General features: G+C 64.2%; 14 protein-coding genes and 4 tRNA genes. 11 read left to right on the top strand and 7 right to left on the bottom strand.

Translation table 11 applies throughout. From position 1 onward, the window contains the following. Positions 1-34 precede the first annotated feature (34 nt). Complete coding sequence (gene orn, locus FFI94_RS09795; protein ID WP_138872787.1) at positions 35-634, top strand: oligoribonuclease; 600 nt, start codon at positions 35-37, stop codon at positions 632-634. 84 nt (positions 635-718) lie between these two features. Continuing rightward, positions 719-791 (top strand) — tRNA-His (locus tag FFI94_RS09790). A 134-nt stretch (positions 792-925) separates the two neighbouring features. Here the strand turns inward: FFI94_RS09790 and FFI94_RS09785 are convergent. Continuing rightward, positions 926-2,095 carry an Ig-like domain-containing protein gene (locus FFI94_RS09785; RefSeq protein WP_185993169.1) on the bottom strand — a complete coding sequence of 390 codons (1,170 nt, stop codon included), beginning with the start codon at positions 2,093-2,095 and terminating at the stop codon, positions 926-928. Between the two features lie 312 nt (positions 2,096-2,407). Here FFI94_RS09785 and FFI94_RS09780 point away from each other — a divergent pair. The 3 genes from FFI94_RS09780 to FFI94_RS09770 all read left to right on the top strand — a co-directional run bounded on the left by FFI94_RS09780 (position 2,408) and on the right by FFI94_RS09770 (position 4,162). Continuing rightward, positions 2,408-2,480 (top strand) — tRNA-Lys (locus tag FFI94_RS09780). Between the two features lie 94 nt (positions 2,481-2,574). Continuing rightward, positions 2,575-3,996 (top strand): amidase, encoded by a 1,422-nt coding sequence (locus tag FFI94_RS09775; protein WP_138872786.1) that lies wholly within the window; start codon positions 2,575-2,577, stop codon positions 3,994-3,996. A gap of 93 nt (positions 3,997-4,089) precedes the next feature. Then, a tRNA-Lys gene (locus tag FFI94_RS09770) sits at positions 4,090-4,162 on the top strand. A 60-nt stretch (positions 4,163-4,222) separates the two neighbouring features. Here the strand turns inward: FFI94_RS09770 and FFI94_RS09765 are convergent. Continuing rightward, entirely contained in the window at positions 4,223-4,444 is a 222-nt protein-coding gene (locus FFI94_RS09765; protein WP_033232750.1) for a DUF3618 domain-containing protein, read from the bottom strand. A gap of 152 nt (positions 4,445-4,596) precedes the next feature. On the opposite strand from FFI94_RS09765, the gene bcp reads away from it, so the two are divergent. Then, the gene (bcp, locus tag FFI94_RS09760) at positions 4,597-5,070 is read left to right on the top strand and encodes a thioredoxin-dependent thiol peroxidase (protein WP_138872785.1); all 474 of its coding nucleotides are present in this window, start codon (positions 4,597-4,599) and stop codon (positions 5,068-5,070) included. On the opposite strand, the gene FFI94_RS09755 is transcribed toward bcp, so the two are convergent. Then, a complete protein-coding gene (locus tag FFI94_RS09755) occupies positions 5,067-6,431 on the bottom strand; it encodes a dipeptidase (protein WP_138872784.1) in 1,365 nt (454 codons plus the stop codon). The two genes, bcp and FFI94_RS09755, sit on opposite strands and share 4 nt — an antisense overlap. 199 nt (positions 6,432-6,630) lie before the next feature. Here FFI94_RS09755 and FFI94_RS09750 point away from each other — a divergent pair, with 199 nt between their 5' ends. After that, positions 6,631-7,353 (top strand): TetR family transcriptional regulator, encoded by a 723-nt coding sequence (locus FFI94_RS09750; protein WP_138872783.1) that lies wholly within the window; start codon positions 6,631-6,633, stop codon positions 7,351-7,353. A 2-nt stretch (positions 7,354-7,355) separates the two neighbouring features. On the opposite strand, the gene FFI94_RS09745 is transcribed toward FFI94_RS09750, so the two are convergent. Both FFI94_RS09745 and FFI94_RS09740 read right to left on the bottom strand, forming a co-directional pair. Next, positions 7,356-7,748 carry a holo-ACP synthase gene (locus tag FFI94_RS09745; RefSeq protein WP_138872782.1) on the bottom strand — a complete coding sequence of 131 codons (393 nt, stop codon included), beginning with the start codon at positions 7,746-7,748 and terminating at the stop codon, positions 7,356-7,358. Between the two features lie 11 nt (positions 7,749-7,759). After that, the gene (locus FFI94_RS09740) at positions 7,760-17,065 is read right to left on the bottom strand and encodes a type I polyketide synthase (protein ID WP_138872781.1); all 9,306 of its coding nucleotides are present in this window, start codon (positions 17,063-17,065) and stop codon (positions 7,760-7,762) included. Between the two features lie 418 nt (positions 17,066-17,483). On the opposite strand from FFI94_RS09740, the gene FFI94_RS09735 reads away from it, so the two are divergent. The 4 genes from FFI94_RS09735 (at position 17,484) to FFI94_RS09720 (ending at position 19,224) form a co-directional block, all read left to right on the top strand. Continuing rightward, positions 17,484-18,173 carry a hypothetical protein gene (locus FFI94_RS09735; RefSeq protein ID WP_138872780.1) on the top strand — a complete coding sequence of 230 codons (690 nt, stop codon included), beginning with the start codon at positions 17,484-17,486 and terminating at the stop codon, positions 18,171-18,173. Positions 18,174-18,222: 49 nt separating this feature from the next. Continuing rightward, a tRNA-Leu gene (locus FFI94_RS09730) sits at positions 18,223-18,304 on the top strand. Positions 18,305-18,424: 120 nt separating this feature from the next. Then, the gene (locus FFI94_RS09725) at positions 18,425-18,832 is read left to right on the top strand and encodes a transcriptional regulator (RefSeq protein ID WP_185993168.1); all 408 of its coding nucleotides are present in this window, start codon (positions 18,425-18,427) and stop codon (positions 18,830-18,832) included. After that, complete coding sequence (locus FFI94_RS09720; RefSeq protein WP_138872779.1) at positions 18,829-19,224, top strand: DUF3817 domain-containing protein; 396 nt, start codon at positions 18,829-18,831, stop codon at positions 19,222-19,224. The genes FFI94_RS09725 and FFI94_RS09720 overlap by 4 nt, the downstream gene beginning before the upstream one ends. Positions 19,225-19,285: 61 nt before the next feature. On the opposite strand, the gene rdgB is transcribed toward FFI94_RS09720, so the two are convergent. Together rdgB and rph are read right to left on the bottom strand one after the other, a co-directional pair. Next, positions 19,286-19,894, bottom strand: coding sequence for an RdgB/HAM1 family non-canonical purine NTP pyrophosphatase (gene rdgB, locus FFI94_RS09715; RefSeq protein ID WP_138872778.1), 609 nt, complete (start codon positions 19,892-19,894; stop codon positions 19,286-19,288). A gap of 3 nt (positions 19,895-19,897) precedes the next feature. After that, complete coding sequence (gene rph / locus FFI94_RS09710; RefSeq protein WP_138872777.1) at positions 19,898-20,683, bottom strand: ribonuclease PH; 786 nt, start codon at positions 20,681-20,683, stop codon at positions 19,898-19,900. Positions 20,684-20,697: the final 14 nt, after the last annotated feature.

Here is a 20,697-nt window from a genome sequence, read left to right as displayed (position 1 = left end):
TATCCTTCCGGCCGCGCCTACTACTGTGTTCCTGGTGCAGGACAAATTGGTATGGATCGATTGTGAAATGACCGGGCTGCGGCTGGAGTCGGACAAACTCATCGAGATTGCGGCTCTGGTAACCGACAGCGAATTGAACATCTTGGGCGAAGGCGTGGACATCGTCATCCACGCCGACGACGACGCATTGGCCGCCATGCCGGACGTCGTGAAGAAGATGCACGCCAAATCAGGTCTGACCGAAGAAGTTCGCAAGTCGACGGTCACCCTCGCCGAAGCGGAGAAAGAGGTGCTCGCCTATATCCGTGAGCACGTTCCCGTCGCCGGCACTGCTCCCCTGGCCGGCAATTCCATCGCCACCGACCGCGGATTCATCTCGCGGGACATGAGCGCCCTGGACACTTACCTGCACTACCGGATGATCGACGTCAGTTCCATCAAGGAACTCTCGCGTCGCTGGTACCCGCGGATCTACTTCGGCCAGCCCGAAAAGGGCCTCGCGCACCGCGCCCTGGCCGACATCAAGGAATCCATCCGCGAACTCAAGTACTACCGCGGCACCGCATTTGTCCCCGCGCCCGGACCGTCCAGCGCAGAGATCGCAGCCGTCGTAGAGGGCCTCGGGCCTGCCTGACCTGCCGATTGGCATCCTGGCCAACTTTCAGGCTAGTATCTTCTACGTCAAAGCAACCGGGTCAAACCGGTCGCCGAGGCAATGGTGGGCGTAGTTCAGTTGGTAGAGCACCAGGTTGTGATCCTGGCTGTCGCGGGTTCGAGTCCCGTCGCTCACCCAAAGGGAACCCCCGGAAATGTCGAAAGATATTTCCGGGGGTTCTTTTGGTTGTGCAACACCGCATGTGGTTGTGAAAATACGAATGCCCCCAGCCGATCAGCTGGGGGCATTCGTATTGATTCAGGGACGCACTCAGACGTCCGCGTTACCGGCCTTCCACACGTTCCACGGGATGTTCCAGTCCCCGAGGCCGTCGGTACCCGAGAGCGTGCCACCGACAGTGTTCTTCACGATGACGATGTCGCCGCGCTTGGTGTTGTCGTATACCCACTTGGCGTTGGCGGGGCTCAGGTTGAGGCAGCCGTGGCTGGTGTTGGAGTAACCCTGCTGCCCGACGGACCACGGCGCCGAATGGAAGAAGATGCCGCTGTAGGACATTCGTGTCGCCCAGTCGACCGGAGTCTTGTATCCGTCGGACGACGTGACAGGCACTCCGTACGTCGAGGAGTCCATGACCATGTTCGCGAACCGGTCGCCGATGATGTAGACACCATTGTCGGTGGGGGTGCTGTCCTTACCCATCGACGTGGGCATGGTCATGACAGTCTCGCCGTTGACCTGGAAAGTGACCTGCTTCGTGTTGTCGTCGGCAATCGCGATCACGGAATCACCGATGTCGAAGGACGTCGTGGCGTCCTCCTGACCGAAGACGCCCTTGCCCAGATCGCGTCCGTAGACGTTGACCTTGACGTCGACCTTGGTGCCCGGCGCCCAGTATTCCTCCGGACGCCACCGCACCTCACGGTTGTTGACCCAGTAGAAAGCACCTTCGACGGCCGGGGTCGTCGTGACGGTGATGGACTCTTCGGCAGCCTTGCGATCGGGAATGTTCTCGTCGAACTGCACGGCGATCGGCTGGCCGATACCGACCACCGAACCCTCGCCCGGCATCACGTACGGCTTGGTGAGGTTGCCGGGCGCACTGGTCGTGAACGACGTCACCGTGGTGCTGGCGCCGCCCAAACCGTAAGCCTGGGCCTCGATCTTGTACTTGCGGTTGTAGCCCAGGGGTTCAGCGGTCACCCACGACGCTCCGTCGACTGCAATCGCGCCGGCAACCGTCTTACCCTCGGCGTTGACCATCCGAACGTCGGACAGGGTGCCGTCGGCGACGTCGATGCGGACCGGATCTCCCGGAGAGAAACCGATTGCGCCGTCAGCGACGGTGGCGGTGACTTTAGGCTTGATGAGCTCAGTCAGAGGATTGGAGTCGATCGGCGCGGCACCCTCGGTGTTCACGGCAGCCCCACTGGACGTGCACGCGGTCACCAGAACCAACGCACCCAACGACACGGCAGCCATTGCGGCGCCCCTCGAGACTCGGCCTGTCCCCCCACGCACGGATAGGCCCCACCACTGACGACTCATTTGTTCGACTCCGCTTCACATGTTAACGACCAGCAATTGCGCCAGCTCAATGATGCCAGGCGCAGTCGTTACTCTCGGTCATGGAAACCCCGTCGAAGAGTAACGTTCAAGTATCAATCGTTTCGTACCGCTTGTTATGTTACCGATTTCCGGCAACGCCACATAAATCGCCCGGCCGCCGACGCCCCACCAGGCGATTTGCTCCCGACGGAACGGTTCGGCTAATGTTCTGTCTCGCAAGAGCGAGCGCCTATAGCTCAGTTGGTAGAGCAAGTGACTCTTAATCACTGGGTCCGGGGTTCGAGTCCCTGTGGGCGCACTTGCAAAGATCCCCACCTTGGAAACAAGGTGGGGATCTTTTTTGTGTCCGACGGCGAATACACTCCAGCGAACCCGACACAATGGAGCGAGCCATGACTGATCTGCCCGATTCGGAAGTCGCATTTGCCGGCGTCGTCGGTCAAGCCGAACTGATCCGCAGCGGCCAACTGTCGGCTCGTGAATTGACCGAACAGACTCTTCGGCGGATCGAACGCCTCAATCCCACACTCAACGCCTTCACCCGCGTACTCGCCGACGAGGCAATCGCCGAAGCCACCCGACTCGACGAGCGCCAGGCCTCCAGCGACCCGGTCGGTCCACTGCACGGCGTGCCCATCGCGATCAAGGACGAGAACGACGTAGCCGGAACACCGACAACGTACGGCGGCGCGGCCGTTACGCGAATCGCGAAAGAAGACTCTGAGGTAGTCCGGCGCCTACGCGACGCCGGCGCAGTCGTCATCGGAAAAACCACGATGCCGGAGTTCGGCATCTGGCCGTTCACCGAGACAGCCGCACACGGGTACACCCGAAATCCTTGGAACACAACAGTATCTACGGGAGGATCGAGCGGCGGCACGGCAGCGGCTGTCGCGTCGGGCATGGTGGCCGCGGGAATCGGCGGCGACGGCGGCGGTTCCATCCGACTTCCGTCGGCGTTCTGCGGATTGTTCGGACTGAAAGCGCAGCGTGGACGGGTGAGCACCGCACCGAACGGCAACCTGTGGCGCAGTCTCGGGACGCTCGGCCCGCTCACGCGTTCGGTTCGGGACAGCGCACTCGTCTACGACGCCATCACCGGCACTACGGCGGTGGACGATTACCGGGCTCAGCCACTCGAGGGGAGCTTCACCGAGGCCGCCGCACGCCCACCCGGATCCCTGCGCATCGCGGTGTCCACCCGCTGTCCTGTGCGCGGCATCACACCGGCGCCCGAAGTGGTTGCCGGAGTTCGTGCCGTCGCAGAAATGTTGAGCGCGTTGGGGCATCACGTCGACGAACACGATCCCGACTATCCCGATGCAACAGCGTCATTCCTGCCCCAGGTACTCGGCGGCGTTCGCGACGAGGCCTTACGCGTCGACCGGCCGGACCTCCTCGAAAAGCGAACCCGCGCACTGTCGTCGATCGGCAGGATCGCGTCGCCGGGGCGCGTCGGCAGGTCCGCATACCGGCGGGGCCAACGGATCGCGCACACCGTCAACCAGGTTTTCGACACGTACGACATCGTGCTGACGCCAACCACACCCGCGTTACCGCGGCGGATCGGTCAACTCGAAGGCACCGGCCTGCTGTCCGCCGTCCGCAAAGCCTTGCCGATCGCGGCGTACTGCTCGATCTGGAATGTGTGCGGCAATCCGGCGGCGGCCGTGCCTGCCGGATTTTCCTCCGCCGGGCTCCCCCTCAGCGTCCAACTGGTGTCGCGACCGAACGGCGAGCTGACAATTCTCTCGCTCGCGCAGCAACTCGAGGGTCGGATCGGGTGGACGAGTTCCCGTCCGCCGCAGGCCTGAAAGAGACGCGCGATGTAACTGCCGTCACGATTGCGACGACGCGTTTTGCAAACTGCTGAGGCTGTCGGCTAATGTTCTGTCTCGCAAGAGCGAGCGCCTATAGCTCAGTTGGTAGAGCAAGTGACTCTTAATCACTGGGTCCGGGGTTCGAGTCCCTGTGGGCGCACTTGCAAGAAGGCCCCCATCTCATCGAGATGGGGGCCTTCTTCATGTCCGGTGGCGGTGATCAGCGAATGATCTTGCGAATGACCAGGAGTCCGACAACGGATCCCACGGCGATCAACGCGTACTTCACATTCGGCTCGTTCAGCTTGGCGAGCACCGTCTTCTTGGTGTTCTCGACCAGCCGCTTCGGGTTGGTACGTACCGTCAGTTCGTCGAGTGTGCTCGCGAGCTGGTTACGCGCCTTCTCGATCTCGCGCTCGATGCTCTCGGTGTCCCTGGGCACGTGTCCTCCAACTTGTCTGTGTGCTGTCGCTTGATGTTCTTCTGCCGCTACGTCCGTGCAGACGCGAGGCGTCGACACCTGGTTCTACCGTAGAGGAGCAGATTGCTCGCGCGCCCACCTGGCGCGCAATTTCTCGACTAACCTCGATTCCCGTGACCGAGAACAGTAGATTGTCTGCCGGCGATACCGCGCCGGAATTCACGCTCCCCGACGCCGAAGGCAACGAAGTTTCGTTGCACGACTACCGAGGCCGCAAGGTCATCGTGTACTTCTACCCGGCTGCCAGCACGCCGGGCTGCACCAAGCAAGCGTGCGACTTCCGAGACAACCTCGCCGAACTGAACGGGGCGGGCCTGGACGTCATCGGCATCTCACCGGACAAGCCGGCCAAGCTCGCCAAGTTCCGCGACAACGAGGAGCTGACCTTCCCGTTGCTCTCCGATCCGGAGAAGACGACGCTCGAAGCCTGGGGCGCATTCGGCGAGAAGAAGATGTACGGCAAAACCGTCCAGGGCGTCATCCGATCCACCTTCCTCGTCGACGAAGAGGGAAAGATCGAGGTCGCGCAGTACAACGTCCGCGCCACCGGTCACGTCGCCAAGTTGCGACGCGACCTGTCCGTCTAACTATTCGAACTGGCATATTCGAACTGGCTCAGAAACAGCGCTTCCGCGTACGCGAGATTCTCGATCTCCGACGGGTCGACGCTCTCGTTCGGGGCATGGATGCGGCACTGCGGTTCCTCGACGCCGATCAACGCGATCTCCGCGTCGGGGAACTGCTCCGCCAGCGCGCTGCACAGGGGAATCGAGCCTCCCTGTCCGGCGAATCCGACTTCGGCGCTGTACGCCGCACTCAGCGCCGCTGTGAGCTGTTTGAATCCCGGCCCACCCGTAGCAGCGCCGAACGGCATTCCCGTTGCCTCCGGTTCCACGCTCACCTGCACACCCCACGGCGCGCAGGCCAGAAGATGCCCGATCAACATGTCTTGGGCGTCGGCCGGATTCGTGCCGGGTGGAACTCGCAGGTTCAGTCGCGCAGAGGCACGGGGCGTGATCGCTGCGGCCGAGCCGACCACTGGCGGGCAGTCGATTCCCAGGATCGTGAGCGCCGGCCGAGCCCACACCTGGTCGGCCACCGAACCGGAGCCGACCAGATCGACGCCGTCGAGAACTCCCGCGTCGACGCGGAATTGTTTGTCGTCGTACTCGACACCAGCCCAGCGCTGATCGTTCACCAGGCCGTCGACGGTGGTGTTGCCGTGTTCGTCGTGCAGCGTTGCCAGCATCTGCACCAATGCGGTCATCGCGTCGGGTGCCGGGCCACCGAACACACCGGAGTGCACTTCGCCTTCGAGTGCCGAGACGTGGACGACCACATTCGCGATGCCGCGCAGTGACGTCGTGATCGTGGGTTCGCCCACCGCAGTGTTGCCGGTATCGGCGATCAGCATGACGTCGGCGTCGAACAGTTCTGGGCGCAGGCGCAGCAGGTCTTCGAGGCCCCCGGTGCCCATTTCTTCCGAGCCCTCGGCAACGATTCGTAGATTGACCGCGGGGTCGATCCCTGCGGCGGCCAAGGCCCGGAGGGCGGTCAGGTGCATCACGAGATTGCCCTTGCAATCCGACGCACCTCGCCCGTACCACCGTCCGCCGCGTTCGGTCAGCGTGAAAGGTGGCGAATTCCAAAGCTCTTCGTCTCCGGGTGGTTGAACGTCGTAGTGGCAGTACAGGAGAACTGTCGGGGCATCTTGCGGTCCAGGCCGATATCCGATCACCGCAGCGGAACCGTCCGATGTCTCCACCGCCTCGATGTCCACGAATCCCTGGTCGCGGAACGCCTCCACCACCCATGCGGAAGCTGCCGCACATTCTTCCGGCGGGAATTGCCGTGCATCCGCGACCGACCGCAACGCAACCAGCCGCGTCAGATCCTCGTGGGCGCGGGGCATGAGCTCGTGTACTGCGGCTCGCAACTGTTCGGCCATTTTGGTCTCCTTTTCTCGCCGACTCCAGTGTGCCCGAATCACCGAGGAGCAACCCTCTCCTCTAGCGCACGTTCGGTCACCTAGTATCGAAGGGTGGCAACGTCGTCGGATTTCGAGCAGTCGGTCAGGTGATCTTTCGGTGACCCCTGATATTCCACAAGTGCCAAATTCTGCGACGGATGCCGATAACCTCGACTCTGTGCAGCCATCCACCCGCAACCGTGTACGACGCCGGCCGGACCCCGCACTCGAAAATTCTCAGAGCGACGCACCTCAGGAACTGCTCCCGCGCAAACGTCCGACGCAGGAGCGAAGCCAGCGCAAATTCGATGCTCTACTCGCCGCCTCCCGGGAACTTCTCACCGACGTCGGTTTCGAATCGTTCACATGCGAAGAGGTCGCGGCACGCGCTGACGTGCCCATCGGGACCCTGTATCAGTTCTTTGCCAACAAGTACGTCATCGTGTGTGAATTGAACCGTCAGGACCTCGTGGGGGTGCAGCACGAGCTGGCGCAGTTCGGCGGCGAAGTGCCGTCCCTCGATTGGCTGCGGTTCCTCAACAGTTTTGTCGACCACATGGCCGGACTCTGGACGTCCGATCCGTCGCGCCGCGAGGTGTGGTTGGCCATGCAGTCCACACCGTCGACGCGGGCGACCGGTGTCATTCACGAGAAGCAGTTCGCGGAAACCGTCGCCAAGATGCTCGGTCCACTCACCCCGCGTTCACCGCGGGATCGCCGCATGATGATGGCGGAAGTGCTTGTGCACGTGGTGTATTCGATGCTGAATTTCTCCGTGCAGGACGGCCAGAGCCACGCCGACGCCGTAGTGGAACTCAAGCGCCTGATGGGTGCGTATCTGCTGGTGGCGGAGAAGGAATCTCGCCTGAAGGGCCGGGGCACGGACGCCGACCAGGTCTGACGTCAGTTCGACTCGATGACGGCAAATGCGCCGGCCATGTCTCCGTCGTGCGTCAGTGAAATGTGAATCTTCACGTCGGTGAGGTGTTTCGCGACGTCGCCCCGCAATCTGATGCTGGGGCGCCCCCACGCGTCCGAGACGACTTCGATCTGATTGTGGATCATCTCCCCCAGCACCGGTGGGCTGGCGAAGAGAGCAGTGGACCACGCTTTGATCACTGCTTCCTTCGCCGCCCACCGGGCGGCGAAATGTCTTGCGGGATCGGAACTCCGAGTATTGGAGTCCCGACGCTCGCCCGGTGTGAAGTTCTCGAGCATGGCCGTTCCCGGCCGTTTCAGTTGCTCGGCGAACTCCGACACCGTGACGAGGTCGAAACCGATACCCAGAACTCCCATCCTGCGATTATCTACTTGCAGCCAGGCAGATTCGAGCGGTACACCTGATCTGCGCCGAGTCGGGCATCCTCGCTCAGCAGCATGTCTGCTTCGAGCTGACGCGACGCCTTCGCGGGCGTTCCGTCGGCGCCGAGACGACGATCGGCGGGACGCTCGTACAGGCTGTCGCCACCGCACATCGCCTTGGCGAGGCGACGCTGACCGTCAATGGTGCGCTGCTGCGCTGCCGTGATGTACGCCTCACGCTTGGCAGCCGGTACCGACTCGACAAAGGCTTGCGGGTGAACGACGGCGATCAGTCCGGAGACGTGACCGAAGCCCAGGCTGGTCAGCAGGCCGGCGCGCAGCGGAAGCTGCTCACCGAACTTGAGCGGCTGACGTGCCCACACGAGGTGCTCGAACTCGGCCATCTTGTCGTCGACGCAATCGAGGCTGCGGTTCGGCGGGATGACGCCCTGGCTGAGCACCTGGCACAGACCGATCAGCTGGAAGGCAGCTGCGCCGCCCTTGGCGTGGCCGGTCAGGCTCTTCTGCGAGACCACGAACATCGGGGCACCGTCACTGCGGCCGAGGGCCCCGGCGAGGCGCTCGTGCAGCTCGGCCTCGTTGGGATCGTTTGCCGCGGTGGACGTGTCGTGCTTGGAGATGACCGCAATGTCGTCCGCGCTGACGCCGAGAGCGTTGAGCGAGAGTGCAAGCTGCGAGTCCGCTCCCCCACGTCCGGCACCCAATGCACCGATTCCCGGAGCCGGGATCGACGTGTGGACACCGTCTGCAAACGATCCGGCCCATGCGACAACACCGAGAACGGGCAAGCCCATCTCCAGTGCCAGGTCACCGCGAGCGAGCAGGATCGTGCCACCACCGGCGGACTCGACGAAGCCGCCGCGCCTGCGATCGTTGGCCCGCGAGAAGCGGCGATCCTCGATGCCCTTGGCGTGCATGTCCGACGTCTTGGCCGTGGCCGACATGTCACCGAAGCCGATGATGCCTTCCGCGCTCAGGTCGTCGAATCCACCGGCAACAACCAACTGGGCCTTGCCCAACCGGATCTTGTCGACGCCTTCCTCGACGGATACCGCTGCCGTGGCGCAAGCCGCGACGGGGTGAACCATCGCGCCGTAGCCACCGACGTAGGACTGAACGACGTGCGCCGCAATAACATTCGGCAGAGCTTCCTGCAGGATGTCGTTGGGGCGGTTCTCGCCGAGCAGCGTGTCGATGTACAGGCTCCTCATGGACGTCATGCCGCCCATGCCGGTGCCCTGCGTGTTCGCCACCAGGCTCGGGTGAACCCAACGCAGCAGTTCGCTCGGGGTGAAGCCGCCCGTGAGGAACGCGTCCACGGTTGCGACGATGTTCCAGAGTCCGACGCGGTCGACCGAATCAGCCATGTCGGCGGGAATGCCCCACTTCGTGACGTCGAAGTTGGTCGGAATCTGGCCGCCGACACTGCGGGTCAGCTTCATCTTGCGCGGAACACGGATCTCGGTGCCGGCGCGGCGCGTGACCGTCCAGTCACCGGATTCGGCCGACACCGCGGCCACGGTGTTCTCGGGATCGGATTCGACGAAGGCCTGAGCCTCTGCCTCACTGCCGACCACGAAGCTCAGATCCTTGTCCAGGAACACGGAGGTGAGCAGCGGCGCGGTGTTGTCGATCATCTGGCCTTCGTCGACGTAGCGACGGATGCCGCAACGCTCGACGACTGCGTCGTGGTACTTGTCGGCGATTTCCGCCTCTGGCACCAGATCGCCTGATTCGACGTCGTACCAACCCGGCTTGGGGTCGTTCTCCCAGACGATGAGTCCGGTGTTCCACGCCAATTCGAGAACGCCTGCGGCAGAGAGCTGCTCGTCGACCTCCATCTCGAAGCGAGTACGCGAGGAACCGTAGGGTCCGAGCTCTCCGGCGCCCACGATGACCACGAGGTCCGCGGGGGTGACATCGAGTTCGGGCCAGCTCGGAGCCTTGATCGAGCTATCGATACGGGCCGGTGCGGACAGCGCGAGGATGGTGTTCTCGTCCACTGCTTCGTCGACCGCCTCGGCGATCTCCGCCGTCGCGGCAGCTTCCTTGGCCAGAGCGCCCAAGTCGAGATTCGCCTCGGCAAGTCCACCGGTCAAGTCGATCTCGAGCGGAGCCTTCGCTGCGCTACGACGCGACTCGGCGGAAGCCGTCTTCAGCAGTTCGGTTGCCATTTCCTGGGTGGACCAGGTGCGGACACCGGCGGCTTCGACAGCGTCGACGATGGGATCGTTGTGGCCCATCAGACCGGTTCCACGGACCCAGCCGATGACGGCGTGTGCCAACGTGACTCGCTCGGCCCAGTTGCGCTCGGCCTTCCAGCGGTTGACCACGGCGACCAGCGAAGCCTTGGCCTCACCGTAAGCACCGTCGCCACCGAACGTTCCGCGGTTCGGCGAACCGGGAAGAACGACGTGCAGGTGCGTGTCGACGTCACTGTCGTAACCGATCTTCGACAGACCGCCGATCAGGCGCTCCACCGACCACAGCAGCACGCGCATTTCCATTTCGGCGCGGGCACCGGCGTCGGAAAGCTCACCCGCGACGCGAGGAGCCGCGAACGGGAAGAGCATCGTCGGCGTCATGGCCGGCTTGATCAGCTTCTTTGCACCACCGGCATTTTCGGTGGCCTCATTGCCGATCCAGTCGATCAGTGCGTCGACATCCGTGTACGACGCCATGTTGGCGGGAACCACCCAGAGAGCAGCACCGGCGCGAGCGTTCTCGCGGTACAGGTCGCGGTAGAAGCCGAGACGCGAGCTGTCCAGACGCGACGTGGTGACGAATACCGTTGCACCACCGGCCAGGAGCTTGCCCGTGACCCCTGCTGCGATCGATCCCTTGCTGGCGCCGGTCACGACTGCGACCTCGCCGGCCCACTCGGGTGCGTCGGATTCTGCTGTCACGGCCGCATCGGCGATGCGGGTGTAGACCTCGGCCAGCGTGGTGCGGCCTTCGTCGGTGGCGCGAGTGGCCCACCACTTCGCCTGCGCGGCAACAGTGGAACCGGCACCGATGAAGTTCTCCACCGACAACGATTCGGAACCGAGCCAGATGCGAGCGAGATCCTCACGCGCACTTGCCCAACGGTCGTCGAGCAGCACTGCCTTCTGAGCGTCGAATGCCGGAGCAACCAGGCGCGGCCAGTCCGAGCCGAGTTCGGCCGAGACCAGGTCGACCAGTTCGGTGTCCTCGACCGTCGCGGCCGGAGCCTCTTCGCTGAGTCCGAGCTGCTCGAGCACGAGGCGGGCGGCCGAAGCCAGAACGCCGTTGCGGCCCGTGATGTTCTCGGTGAACTCACCCAGAGCAGCTGCGTCGACGGTTCCACCGCCGCCGCCACCCGCTGCGGGCAGCGAAACGCTGGTGCCGCGAGCGGACGCAACCGAAGCAACGGCGCTGTCGATGACTGCGTCGACTGCTGCTGCGTCGGCCAGAGCGCCGGAGGTCAAGCCGCCGAGGTCGCCGCCGCGGATGCTGGCACCGTCACGGGTACCAAGCGCTACCGCCGCGGTGACGTGGTGCGCCCAACCGTCGCCGAGTTCCCAGACCTTCTTGACGCGATCGGCGATGTAGCCGGGACGCTTGCCCGAGGGGCCGAAGACCTTGCGCAGGTGATCGTTGATCGAATCGGAAAGTACCGGTCCGAACGGCTTGTAGGTACGGGCCAGCTTGTCGACAGTGGCTGCGAGCGAGCCCATGTCGGCATCCGCCGCACCGTCGATGGCACCGAGGGACAGCTCGGAACCGAGGTCGACCAGGAGCTGGTTACGACGTGAGGACACGCCGTCGCACAGAGCCTCGATCGTGTCGGCGGGGCCGACCTGATCGGGACGCAGCTTGGTCCACAGGCTGATCAGAACCTTCGTCGCGTCCGGCGCCTTGAAGGTGATGTCGTCCGGACGCGGACCACCCGAGGGTGCAGCCGGTGCAGCAGCAACCGGTGCGGCGGCAGCAGCAGCCGGAGCAGCTGCAGCAGCGGGCGCTTCCACGTCGTCGTCCTCGACGGCCGGATCGACGTCCGTGCCGTAGACGATCGCAGCTTCGCGCTCGATGTTGAGGACCTCGACCGGGTAACCGAAGCGGCCCGGCAGCTTGAGTGTCTGCGACGCGAGGTTCGCGACGGTCGGGGCAGCACCGAGACCGACCTCGACAAAGCGCTCGACACCGAGGCCACCGTCAGCCTCGTCACCGAAGAGCAGATCCTGGGTCTCGATCCAGCGAACCGGGCTGGCGAACTGCCAAGCCAGAAGCTCGATCAGGATGATCCGGGACAACTCGTGGCTGCGCGTTGCGTAGCCGTCGAAGTCCGCGAGGACTTCCTGCAGCTGCTCGGACGGCACCAGGTCGGCGATTTCCTGCACGAAGTCGCGGTCCAGCGAGAAGAGCCTCGGAACGAGGTTCGGGATGTAGCGGCCGATCAGGATGTCCGGATCGATGTCGTGCGGGAGCAGGTCCTGCAGGCAACGACGGAAGTCCGCGACGCCGCCGCGCAGGACGGTGGAGTGGAACGGTACGTCGATGCCGGGAACCTGGATATAGGCCCGCTTGCCACCGAACTCCGCACGGAGACGGTCGATCTCGATCTCGAGCGCGTCGAGGCCGGCAACCGATCCGGCGATGGCGTACTGGCTGCCACGCAGGTTCAGGTTGACGATTTCGAGGAACTCGCCGGACGCCTCGGCAACGCCGGCAACAAAAGCCTGCACGTCGTCGTCGGACACACCGATCTGCGACGGACGGATTGCAGCCATGCGGTAGTCCGAACGGCCTGCTGCGTCACGGGGAACCAACTGGTGCATCGCGGAGCCGCGCTGGAAGACAACTTCGAGGAGTGCTTCGAGCGGGAAGACCTCGGCAACAGCGGCGAGTGCGTTGTACTCACCGACCGAGTGACCGGCGAGGAACGAGCCTTCGATGAAGGTTCCGGACTCACGCAGTTCCGCAACCTGGGCGACACCGAGAACAGCCATCGCGACCTGGGTGAACTGCGTCAGGTGCAGGACACCGTCCGGGTGCTTGTGCTCGACACCGCGGGCCTTGACGGTGACCGGGTTGTCGCGCACCACAGCAAGAATGGAGAATCCGAGCGCCTTGCGAGTGTGCTTGTCGGCGCGCTCCCAGACGTCGCGCGCTGCCTTCGAGCGGGCGCGGGCGTCGAGGCCCATGCCCGGACGCTGGATGCCCTGGCCGGGGAACGCGTAGATCGTCTTCGGCGCCGCGGTGCGTCCGGTGGCGACCATGACGAGGTCACCGTCGATGCGGCAACCGACCTCCACGATCTCGGCACCCTGATCGATACCGACACGATCGACGCGGACGTCGATCTCGGCACCGGGGCGAACCATTCCGAGGAAGCGAGCGGTCCACGCGGTCAGGCGACGCGGCGGGGTGCGTGTCTCGCTGGGATCGACCGCGGTGACAACCTGCTGCGCTGCGGCCGAGAGCCACATGCCGTGCACGATCGGGGATCCGAGACCGGCCAGCAGAGCGGCGTTGTCGGACGTGTGAATCGGGTTGTGATCGCCGGAAACCTGAGCGAAGGCGCCCATGCTGACCGGTGCGAGGATCTTCGCGTCACGGCGACGACGACGCGACGTGTCGATAGCTGCATCGCTGATCGATCCACCGGCGCGAGCCGGGTCGGCGAGTTCGCCTGCGCCGGTGCGTCCGCGGATGGCGAAGCGCTCGGTCATGGTGACCACGGCAGGAGCGTCGAGGCCCTCGCCGAGCATGGCACCGACCTCGACCTTGACCTCGACCACACGACCGAGGTCGGTGTCGAGAACCGAGGCGACCTCGGCGTTAACCACGAGAATGCTTGTCTCGGAAGGCAGCTCACCGACGAAGTCGACGGTGTGGTCGAGGTGGACCAGGTCGAGCATGCCTTCGATGACCGAAAGACTGTCGAGCTTGGCTGCGCCGAGGACGGCGAACACTGCGGGCCAGCACGCTCCGACGACGACGTCCGGAACAGCCTTGCCACTGACACTGAGTGTGGTGGGCAGACCGGAACCGGTGACTCCGGCGTGATCGGCGATGCGGTCAGGGACCCACGCGACATTGAGTCGAGCGGTGCCGTTCTTGACGGTCGGAAGTTCCTGTCCGGCAGCAACTGCCAGCAGTGCAGACATCGCAGCTTCGGCATCGGCCTCGGTGACCACCGGAGCGCCACCGTCGACAACGGATGCCGGGATGGTGATCGTGATGTCGACCGACTTGTCGGCCACGAGCGGAACCGAGAGCAGGACGTGAGTGTCGTCGACAACCGTCAGGCTCGACCCGGTCGAGGCGTGAACAGCCTTGTCGGCAGACGCGGCACTCCACTCCTCGAGATCGCCGAGACGACGCACGGGGTTCTGGGTCAGGCGACCGGCCCACTGGAGATCCGGTGCCGACAGAACGGCGTCGAGCAGACCAGGAGCGGAATCCTGGTGGCGACGGCTGGCGAGGGTAACCGGAGTAGTTCCGCCGGCAACCAGTTCGTCGTACGTGGCCTTCTCGAAACGATCGAGCAGGTCACCGACGGGCTCGTCGACACGCGTGATGCCCGCAACGGCAACGGTGCCGGGGATGACGCAGACCTGATCGGCGGTGTAGCGCGGATCGTGTGCCTGCCACAGGGAGTCACTGCGCCACCAGCGGCGCACGTCACCGTCGACGACGGGAACGAAGTTGACCGGCTTGCCCGGCGTCTTGCAGAGAGAAACGAAGAACGAGACGTCGGCCGGATGTAGAACCGTGCTCGCGTAGTCCGGGTACGACGCCTGCAGTGCGCAAATCGCAGCTTCGGGACGCTCGAGGGTCTCGGCGTCACCGAACAGGGTCGGGATGGGGCCACGGTCGACGGGGTGCAGACGAGCCTCGGTGCGCTGAAGCATCTCGCCGAAGCGGGCGCGCCACGTGATGTCGAGCCACGGGCTCGAGGTTGCGTCGGCGATCGCATCGGCCAGGTCTGCGCCGCAGTCGAATTCCTTGGCCGCGTCGATACCGACGGTCAGCTCGAGGTAACGACGCAGCCACTGCGCGTACGTCATGGTCTCGATGTCGCCGAAGTACGGCTTGGCGGTGACGTCGAGTGCGGCAATGATCTCGTCGCGGCGCTCGGCGACGGCGTCCGCGTCGCCGGCAACCTCGTCGAGGAGGCGTCCGGTGCGCGAAGCAGCGTTGTCGATCTCGTGGATGTCTGCACCGAGCTGGCTACGGCCAGAAGCCATTCCGCCTTCAGCGGTACCGGCGCCGACCCAGTCCGGCGTACCGGGTGTGTCGACGAGAAGCTGCTTGACCTCGGGAGAGGTGGTGGCCTCGAGCGTCGCCATGGCTGCCGTGCCGACGAGGATGCCGTCGACGGGCATTGCCGGGAAGCCGGCTCCGAGCGACCAACGGCCGGTCAGGTAATCGGCTGCGCGCTCAGGTGTTCCGATGCCGCCGCCGACGCAGATGATCAGGTTCGAACGCGTACGCAGCTCGGCGTACGTATCGAGGAGCAGGTCGTCGAGGTCCTCCCACGAGTGGTGTCCGCCGGCGCGCCCACCTTCGATGTGAACGATGACGGGGAAGTTCGGAACCTCGTTGGCAATGCGGATCACGGAGCGGATCTGCGCCACCGTGCCCGGCTTGAATGCGATGTTGGTGATGCCGATCTCGGACAGCTCTTCGATAAGCGCAACGGCCTCTTCGAGTTCCGGGATACCGGCGGTGACGATGACGCCGTCGATGGGGGCACCGGCGGTGCGGGCACGCTGCACGAGGCGCTTGCCACCGAGCTGCAGCTTCCACAGGTACGGGTCGAGGAACAGCGAGTTGAACTGGACCGCGCGGCCCGGCTCGAGAAGCATCTTCAGTTCTGCGACACGGTCTTCGAAGATCTCTTCGGTGACCTGTCCACCACCGGCGAGCTCGGCCCAGTGACCGGCGTTTGCAGCAGCGGCAACGATCTTGGCGTCGACCGTGGTCGGCGTCATACCTGCGAGCAGGATCGGCGAACGACCCGTCAGCTTCGTGAAGGCCGTCTCGACGCCGATGCGTCCACCCGGCAACGTCACTGGCTTGGGCGCGAATTCGGTCCACGAACGTGAGACCTCAGGCGCAGCACCGGGAGTGAGCAAGTTGCGGTGACCGCCGCGGGTCGATGCGGCGATGATGCCAACACCCTGGCCACGCAGCGAGGAGGACGTCATACGGGTCAGCTGATCGCTGGGTCCGAGATCGAGGATCCACTGCGCGCCGGCATCGATCGCACTGTCAACAGCCTGCACCCAGTTGACCGGGTCGACCAGGATGGCCTGTGCCAGTGCACTGGCGCGATCTACGTCGAGGCCGCAGCGCGCTGCCCAGCTGCCGACCAGGTCGACTGCATCGGCGAGCGCCGGGTGGTGGAAACCGATCTCGGTGTCGAGTGCGTCGAAGGTCGGAGCGAAGACCGAACCGCCACGCTTCTTGCCGTCACGCTCGCGGGCCTCGTTCGCTTCGATCTGCTCGCAGTGTTCCTGCACGCGGGCCAGCTGAGCGGGCGGTCCCGCGAGGACGACGCGGCGACGGCCGTTGCGAATAGCCAGAACCGCAGCGCGATCGTCCGTCGTGGTCTCGGCCAGTTCGGCGACGATCGCCGCGAGGCGCTCGGGGTCGACATTGGAGACGGCGACCATCGGCTTGCCCGATGCGCTCGCGATGATGCCACGACGACGACCGACCAGGCTGGCTGCGGCGCCGACGAGCTGAGCGACGGCAAGAAGCTCGCCGTCGTCATTGCCACCGGCTGCAACGGCAGCGGTCGCGAGTACACCCTGCGAATGCCCGATGACGGACACCGGCGGATGTGCTGCAATATCGAGACCCTGCGTAGTCAGCGCACGCAACGCCGCAAGTTGCGTGAGGAAGACGCCGGGAAGTGAAACTGGTGCTGCGGTGAGTGCTGCAGCAGAGGGACCTGCCGGCTTCTCACCTTCTTCTTCGTCCACGATCTCGGCTTCGAGAATCCACGCGACCGGATCGAATCCGATCGGGCGCACCACCACGAGATCCTGGGCGAGCGGAGCGAGACGCGCTGCTGCGTCGTTGACCAAGTCGGTGAGAAGTGGCTCGAGACCGTTGTCGCGGCTGAGCTCCTCGAGCGTGCTGAGCCACGGAGCACCCTGTCCACCGAAGGCAAGGGCGTACGGCAATCCGTTGTTCAGTGAATCGACGAGCGCACCTTTGCTGTTCGTGCGGGAGGCTCCCCCGTCGACGCCGACGCGGCGTCCGTCCTTCGAGTCGCGTCCGTTTCCTGTAGGTGTCGTGTCATCGATCGTCACGCGTACGTCCTCTCCTGGTCACCTCTGCGGCGAGGTGGGAATTGTGGGTCTGCCCGGGGCGCATGTCGTGCATGGAACCGAAAGAAATCGGCATGTCTGCGCCCGGCGTGCACGTTAAGGCTGACACAGGATCATGAGGATTTCCTCACGTTTGCTGGCGGCTCGAAATACTGGACTTTCCAGGCGGTGATCTTCCTCACGGCATGTCAAGAAAGTGACTCGTGAGTAGGTCACAAACGCGCTGCCAGGGACTGTTACTAGGATTTCCACAAACCTGAGGAACCCCTCATATTTATCGTTACCAAATCGTTACCCTCTTGACGGTTGGGCCCTCGCGTGCCTTTCACCCCGAAACCTGTCGGACTCCGCAGCTAGGGTCAGCGCGTCCGATCGGACAACTTTCTCGGGGGGAGAAATCATGGGTACCGACAGCACAAAAATCGTCATCGACTTCATCGCGCGCGAACTGCCGCAGTCCGCGTGGCCGCACTGGACAGACGGGTGGGCGCAGGAAGCCGAAGCCGCCATTCTCGACGCAACCTTCTCAGCACGCGCCGCGTACGGAACGCCCACGACGGGTGTGCGAGCCGTCATCACGCGGTGGCGGAGCCACCGCACGTCCGACGCACCACTCGACAACCTTTCCGCGCTGGCGGACTTCGCCGAGCGCGGCGACGAACTGGCAGGCATTCTCGGCAACCGTCAGCGCGTGCCGGGAAACTACTCCACCAAAGCAGAGGCCGCCGCACTGGGCGCAGCAGCACTTGTTGCGCTCGGATGTACCGGCTGCGCAGATATCAGCGACACCGACGCGCATCGAGCGGCAATCATGTCGGTTCCGGGATTCGGCGCGCGCACATTCGACATGCTGCTGTTCCTGTCCGGCACACTCACCTCCGACTCGATTGAATTACTGACTCGCTTTGCCACCGAGGCAGTCGGGAGTACCGAACTGCTCGGCACCGCGGAAGCAACGTCACTTCTAGGTGCGGTAGCTGCAGAATTATCCGTCCCCGCAACAACTCTCACGCACGCGGCCTGGCGGTACCAACGCACAGCCGAGCAACCCCGACGACCGGCGAAATCGGTGCCGGTTCCAGCCATGTGAGGGCGGTGTCGATAGCGGGGGCGGCAATCGCGTATCCTGTGAATTCCGCGCGCGAGTGGCGGAATTGGCAGACGCGCTGGATTTAGGTTCCAGTGTCTCAGGACGTGGGGGTTCAAGTCCCCCCTCGCGCACACAACGCAGAGCCCCACCGAGATAGTTTCGGTGGGGCTTTGTTTGTTACTTCCTGTTGCTACGACACCGTGTCGGAGATCGCAGGGCGCGGCACTATTGCTCTGCGGTACCGTCGTAGTGTGTCGAAGAAGCCTACAAAAAGCCGACCTGCGCTGATCCTGCTGGTTCTTGTGTCAGCAGCGGTCTGCTTGTCGCTCGGTTGGTGGCAGTGGGAGCGCTTCGAAGCTGTGGGCGGCAGCGGGCAGAATCTCGGCTACGCATTGCAGTGGCCACTGTTCGCGGGATTTGTGGTGTACGCATATCGCAAGTTCGTTCAGCTCGAAGATGCCGACCCGGATGAGGTCGAAGCCGAGGAAGCCGCGGCCGAGCCGCGTGAGATTCCGGCCGATCTTCTGCCGCAGCGCCCCCGGGCACAGTTCGGCGACGCGGATTTTGATGCCGATGACCCTGAGGCACGCCAAATGCTCGAATACAACGACTACCTTGCGCAGCTCGCCGCTCGCGAGCCCGATAGGAGCACCACGTGAGTACCGGCCCGGAAGCGAGTACCGCTACCACCTCAGACAAGGCCACCAAGGCGCAGGCCGAGAAGCAGAAGAAAGTTGCTTCGGCGCTTGTTCGTTACCGCGTTCTGGCGTGGATCACCGGCTTGTGGCTGCTGTTCCTGACCGGTGAGATGGTCTACAAGTACCTGATCCTGGAGAACTCGGCGGACGCTCCGTCGTGGCTGTTCTACATCGGCCAGATTCACGGGTTGTTCTACATGCTGTACCTGGTGTTCACGGTCGACTTGGCGATCAAGGCGCGGTGGAAGCCTGGTACGACGGTTGCCACGGCACTTGCCGGCACCATTCCGTTCCTGTCGTTCGTCTTCGAGCACAAGCGGACTATCCAGGTCAAGAGCGACTACAACCTCTGATTTCACGTAAAACAAAGGCCCTGAACGTCATTGACGTTCAGGGCCTTTGTTGTGTGTGCGATCAGCCGGCCAGGGCCGCCAGCGCGGGGACCAACTGCACGAGAGCTCTCCCCCGATGCGAGGCCGCGTCCTTCTCGGCCGGCGTCAACTCCGCTGCCGAGCGGGTGTCACCGTCGGGGCGGAAGATCGGGTCGTAGCCGAATCCGCCGTCACCGGCCGGTTCCCGGCCGATGACGCCGCGCCATTCGCCGCGCACCACGGTCTCGTCGCCGCCGGGAATCACCAGTGCGCACGCCGAGACGAAGGCTGCGCCGCGCCGCTCGTCAGGTACGTCACCCAACTGAGCGAGGACCAGCGCGGTATTCGCGGCGTCATTTCCGTGGGTGCCGGACCAGCGAGCGGACAGCACGCCGGGCATGCCGTTGAGGGCATCGATCTCGACCCCGGAATCGTCTGCGATGCAGGGCATTCCGGTGGCCGCGGCGCCGTCACGGGCCTTGGCGAGCGCATTCTCTTCGAATGTCGCACCGGTCTCCGGCGCTTCCGGAAACGGCGGCACCTCGTCGAGCCCGACCAATTCGATTCCGCTCACACCGGCTGCGTCGAGAACGCGATGGAGTTCCTTCAGCTTCTTGGCGTTTCTGCTTGCTACCAATACTCGTACGCTCACAGCTCAGGCACCGAACTTCTTCTTGGGTTCCGGGTTCTTGGGTTCGGGCAACACACCCGGATACGGCTCCGCCAGAGCCTGACGCTGGATCTCGAACAGCTGCTCACAGCCCGCGAGCGCCGAGTCGAGAAGCTTGTCCAGGGTCGAGCGCGGGAACGTGGCGCCCTCGCCGGTGCCCTGGATTTCCACCAAGGTGCCGGTATCGGTGGCGACGACGTTCATGTCGACCTCGGCGCGCGAATCCTCTTCGTACGGCAGATCGAGGCGCACGCGTCCGTCCACGACACCGACGCTGACGGCCGCGATGCCGCACGAGATGGGCTGCGGGTCACTCAACAGATCGGCTGCTCTCAGATACGTCACCGCGTCGACGAGAGCTACGTACGCCCCCGTGACGGCGGCGGTACGGGTGCCACCGTCGGCCTGCAGGACATCGCAGTCCAGAGCAATGGTGTTCTCACCGATGGCAGCGAGGTCGATGCAGGCCCGTAGGGAACGACCGATGAGCCGGCTGATTTCCTGCGTGCGGCCACCGACCTTGCCTTTGACGGATTCACGTCCACTGCGGGTGTGCGTCGCTGCGGGGAGCATCGCGTATTCAGCGGTGAGCCAACCGAGCCCGGAACCCTTGCGCCACCGCGGAACACCTTCTTCGACGCTGGCTGTGCACATCACCCGGGTGTTACCGAACTCGACCAGAACCGAGCCGGCCGGATGGCTGGTGAACCCGCGGGTGATCTTGATCGGGCGAAGTTCGTCGTCCGCCCTGCCGTCTTCTCGTGTAGTCACCTTCGTGAGCCTAG

The sequence above is a fragment of the Rhodococcus sp. KBS0724 genome (assembly GCF_005938745.2).
Classification (GTDB): Bacteria; Actinomycetota; Actinomycetes; order Mycobacteriales; family Mycobacteriaceae; genus Rhodococcus_F.
Note: the sequence above shows the minus strand (reverse complement) of the source record. Positions and strands in the feature narration are given on the sequence as shown.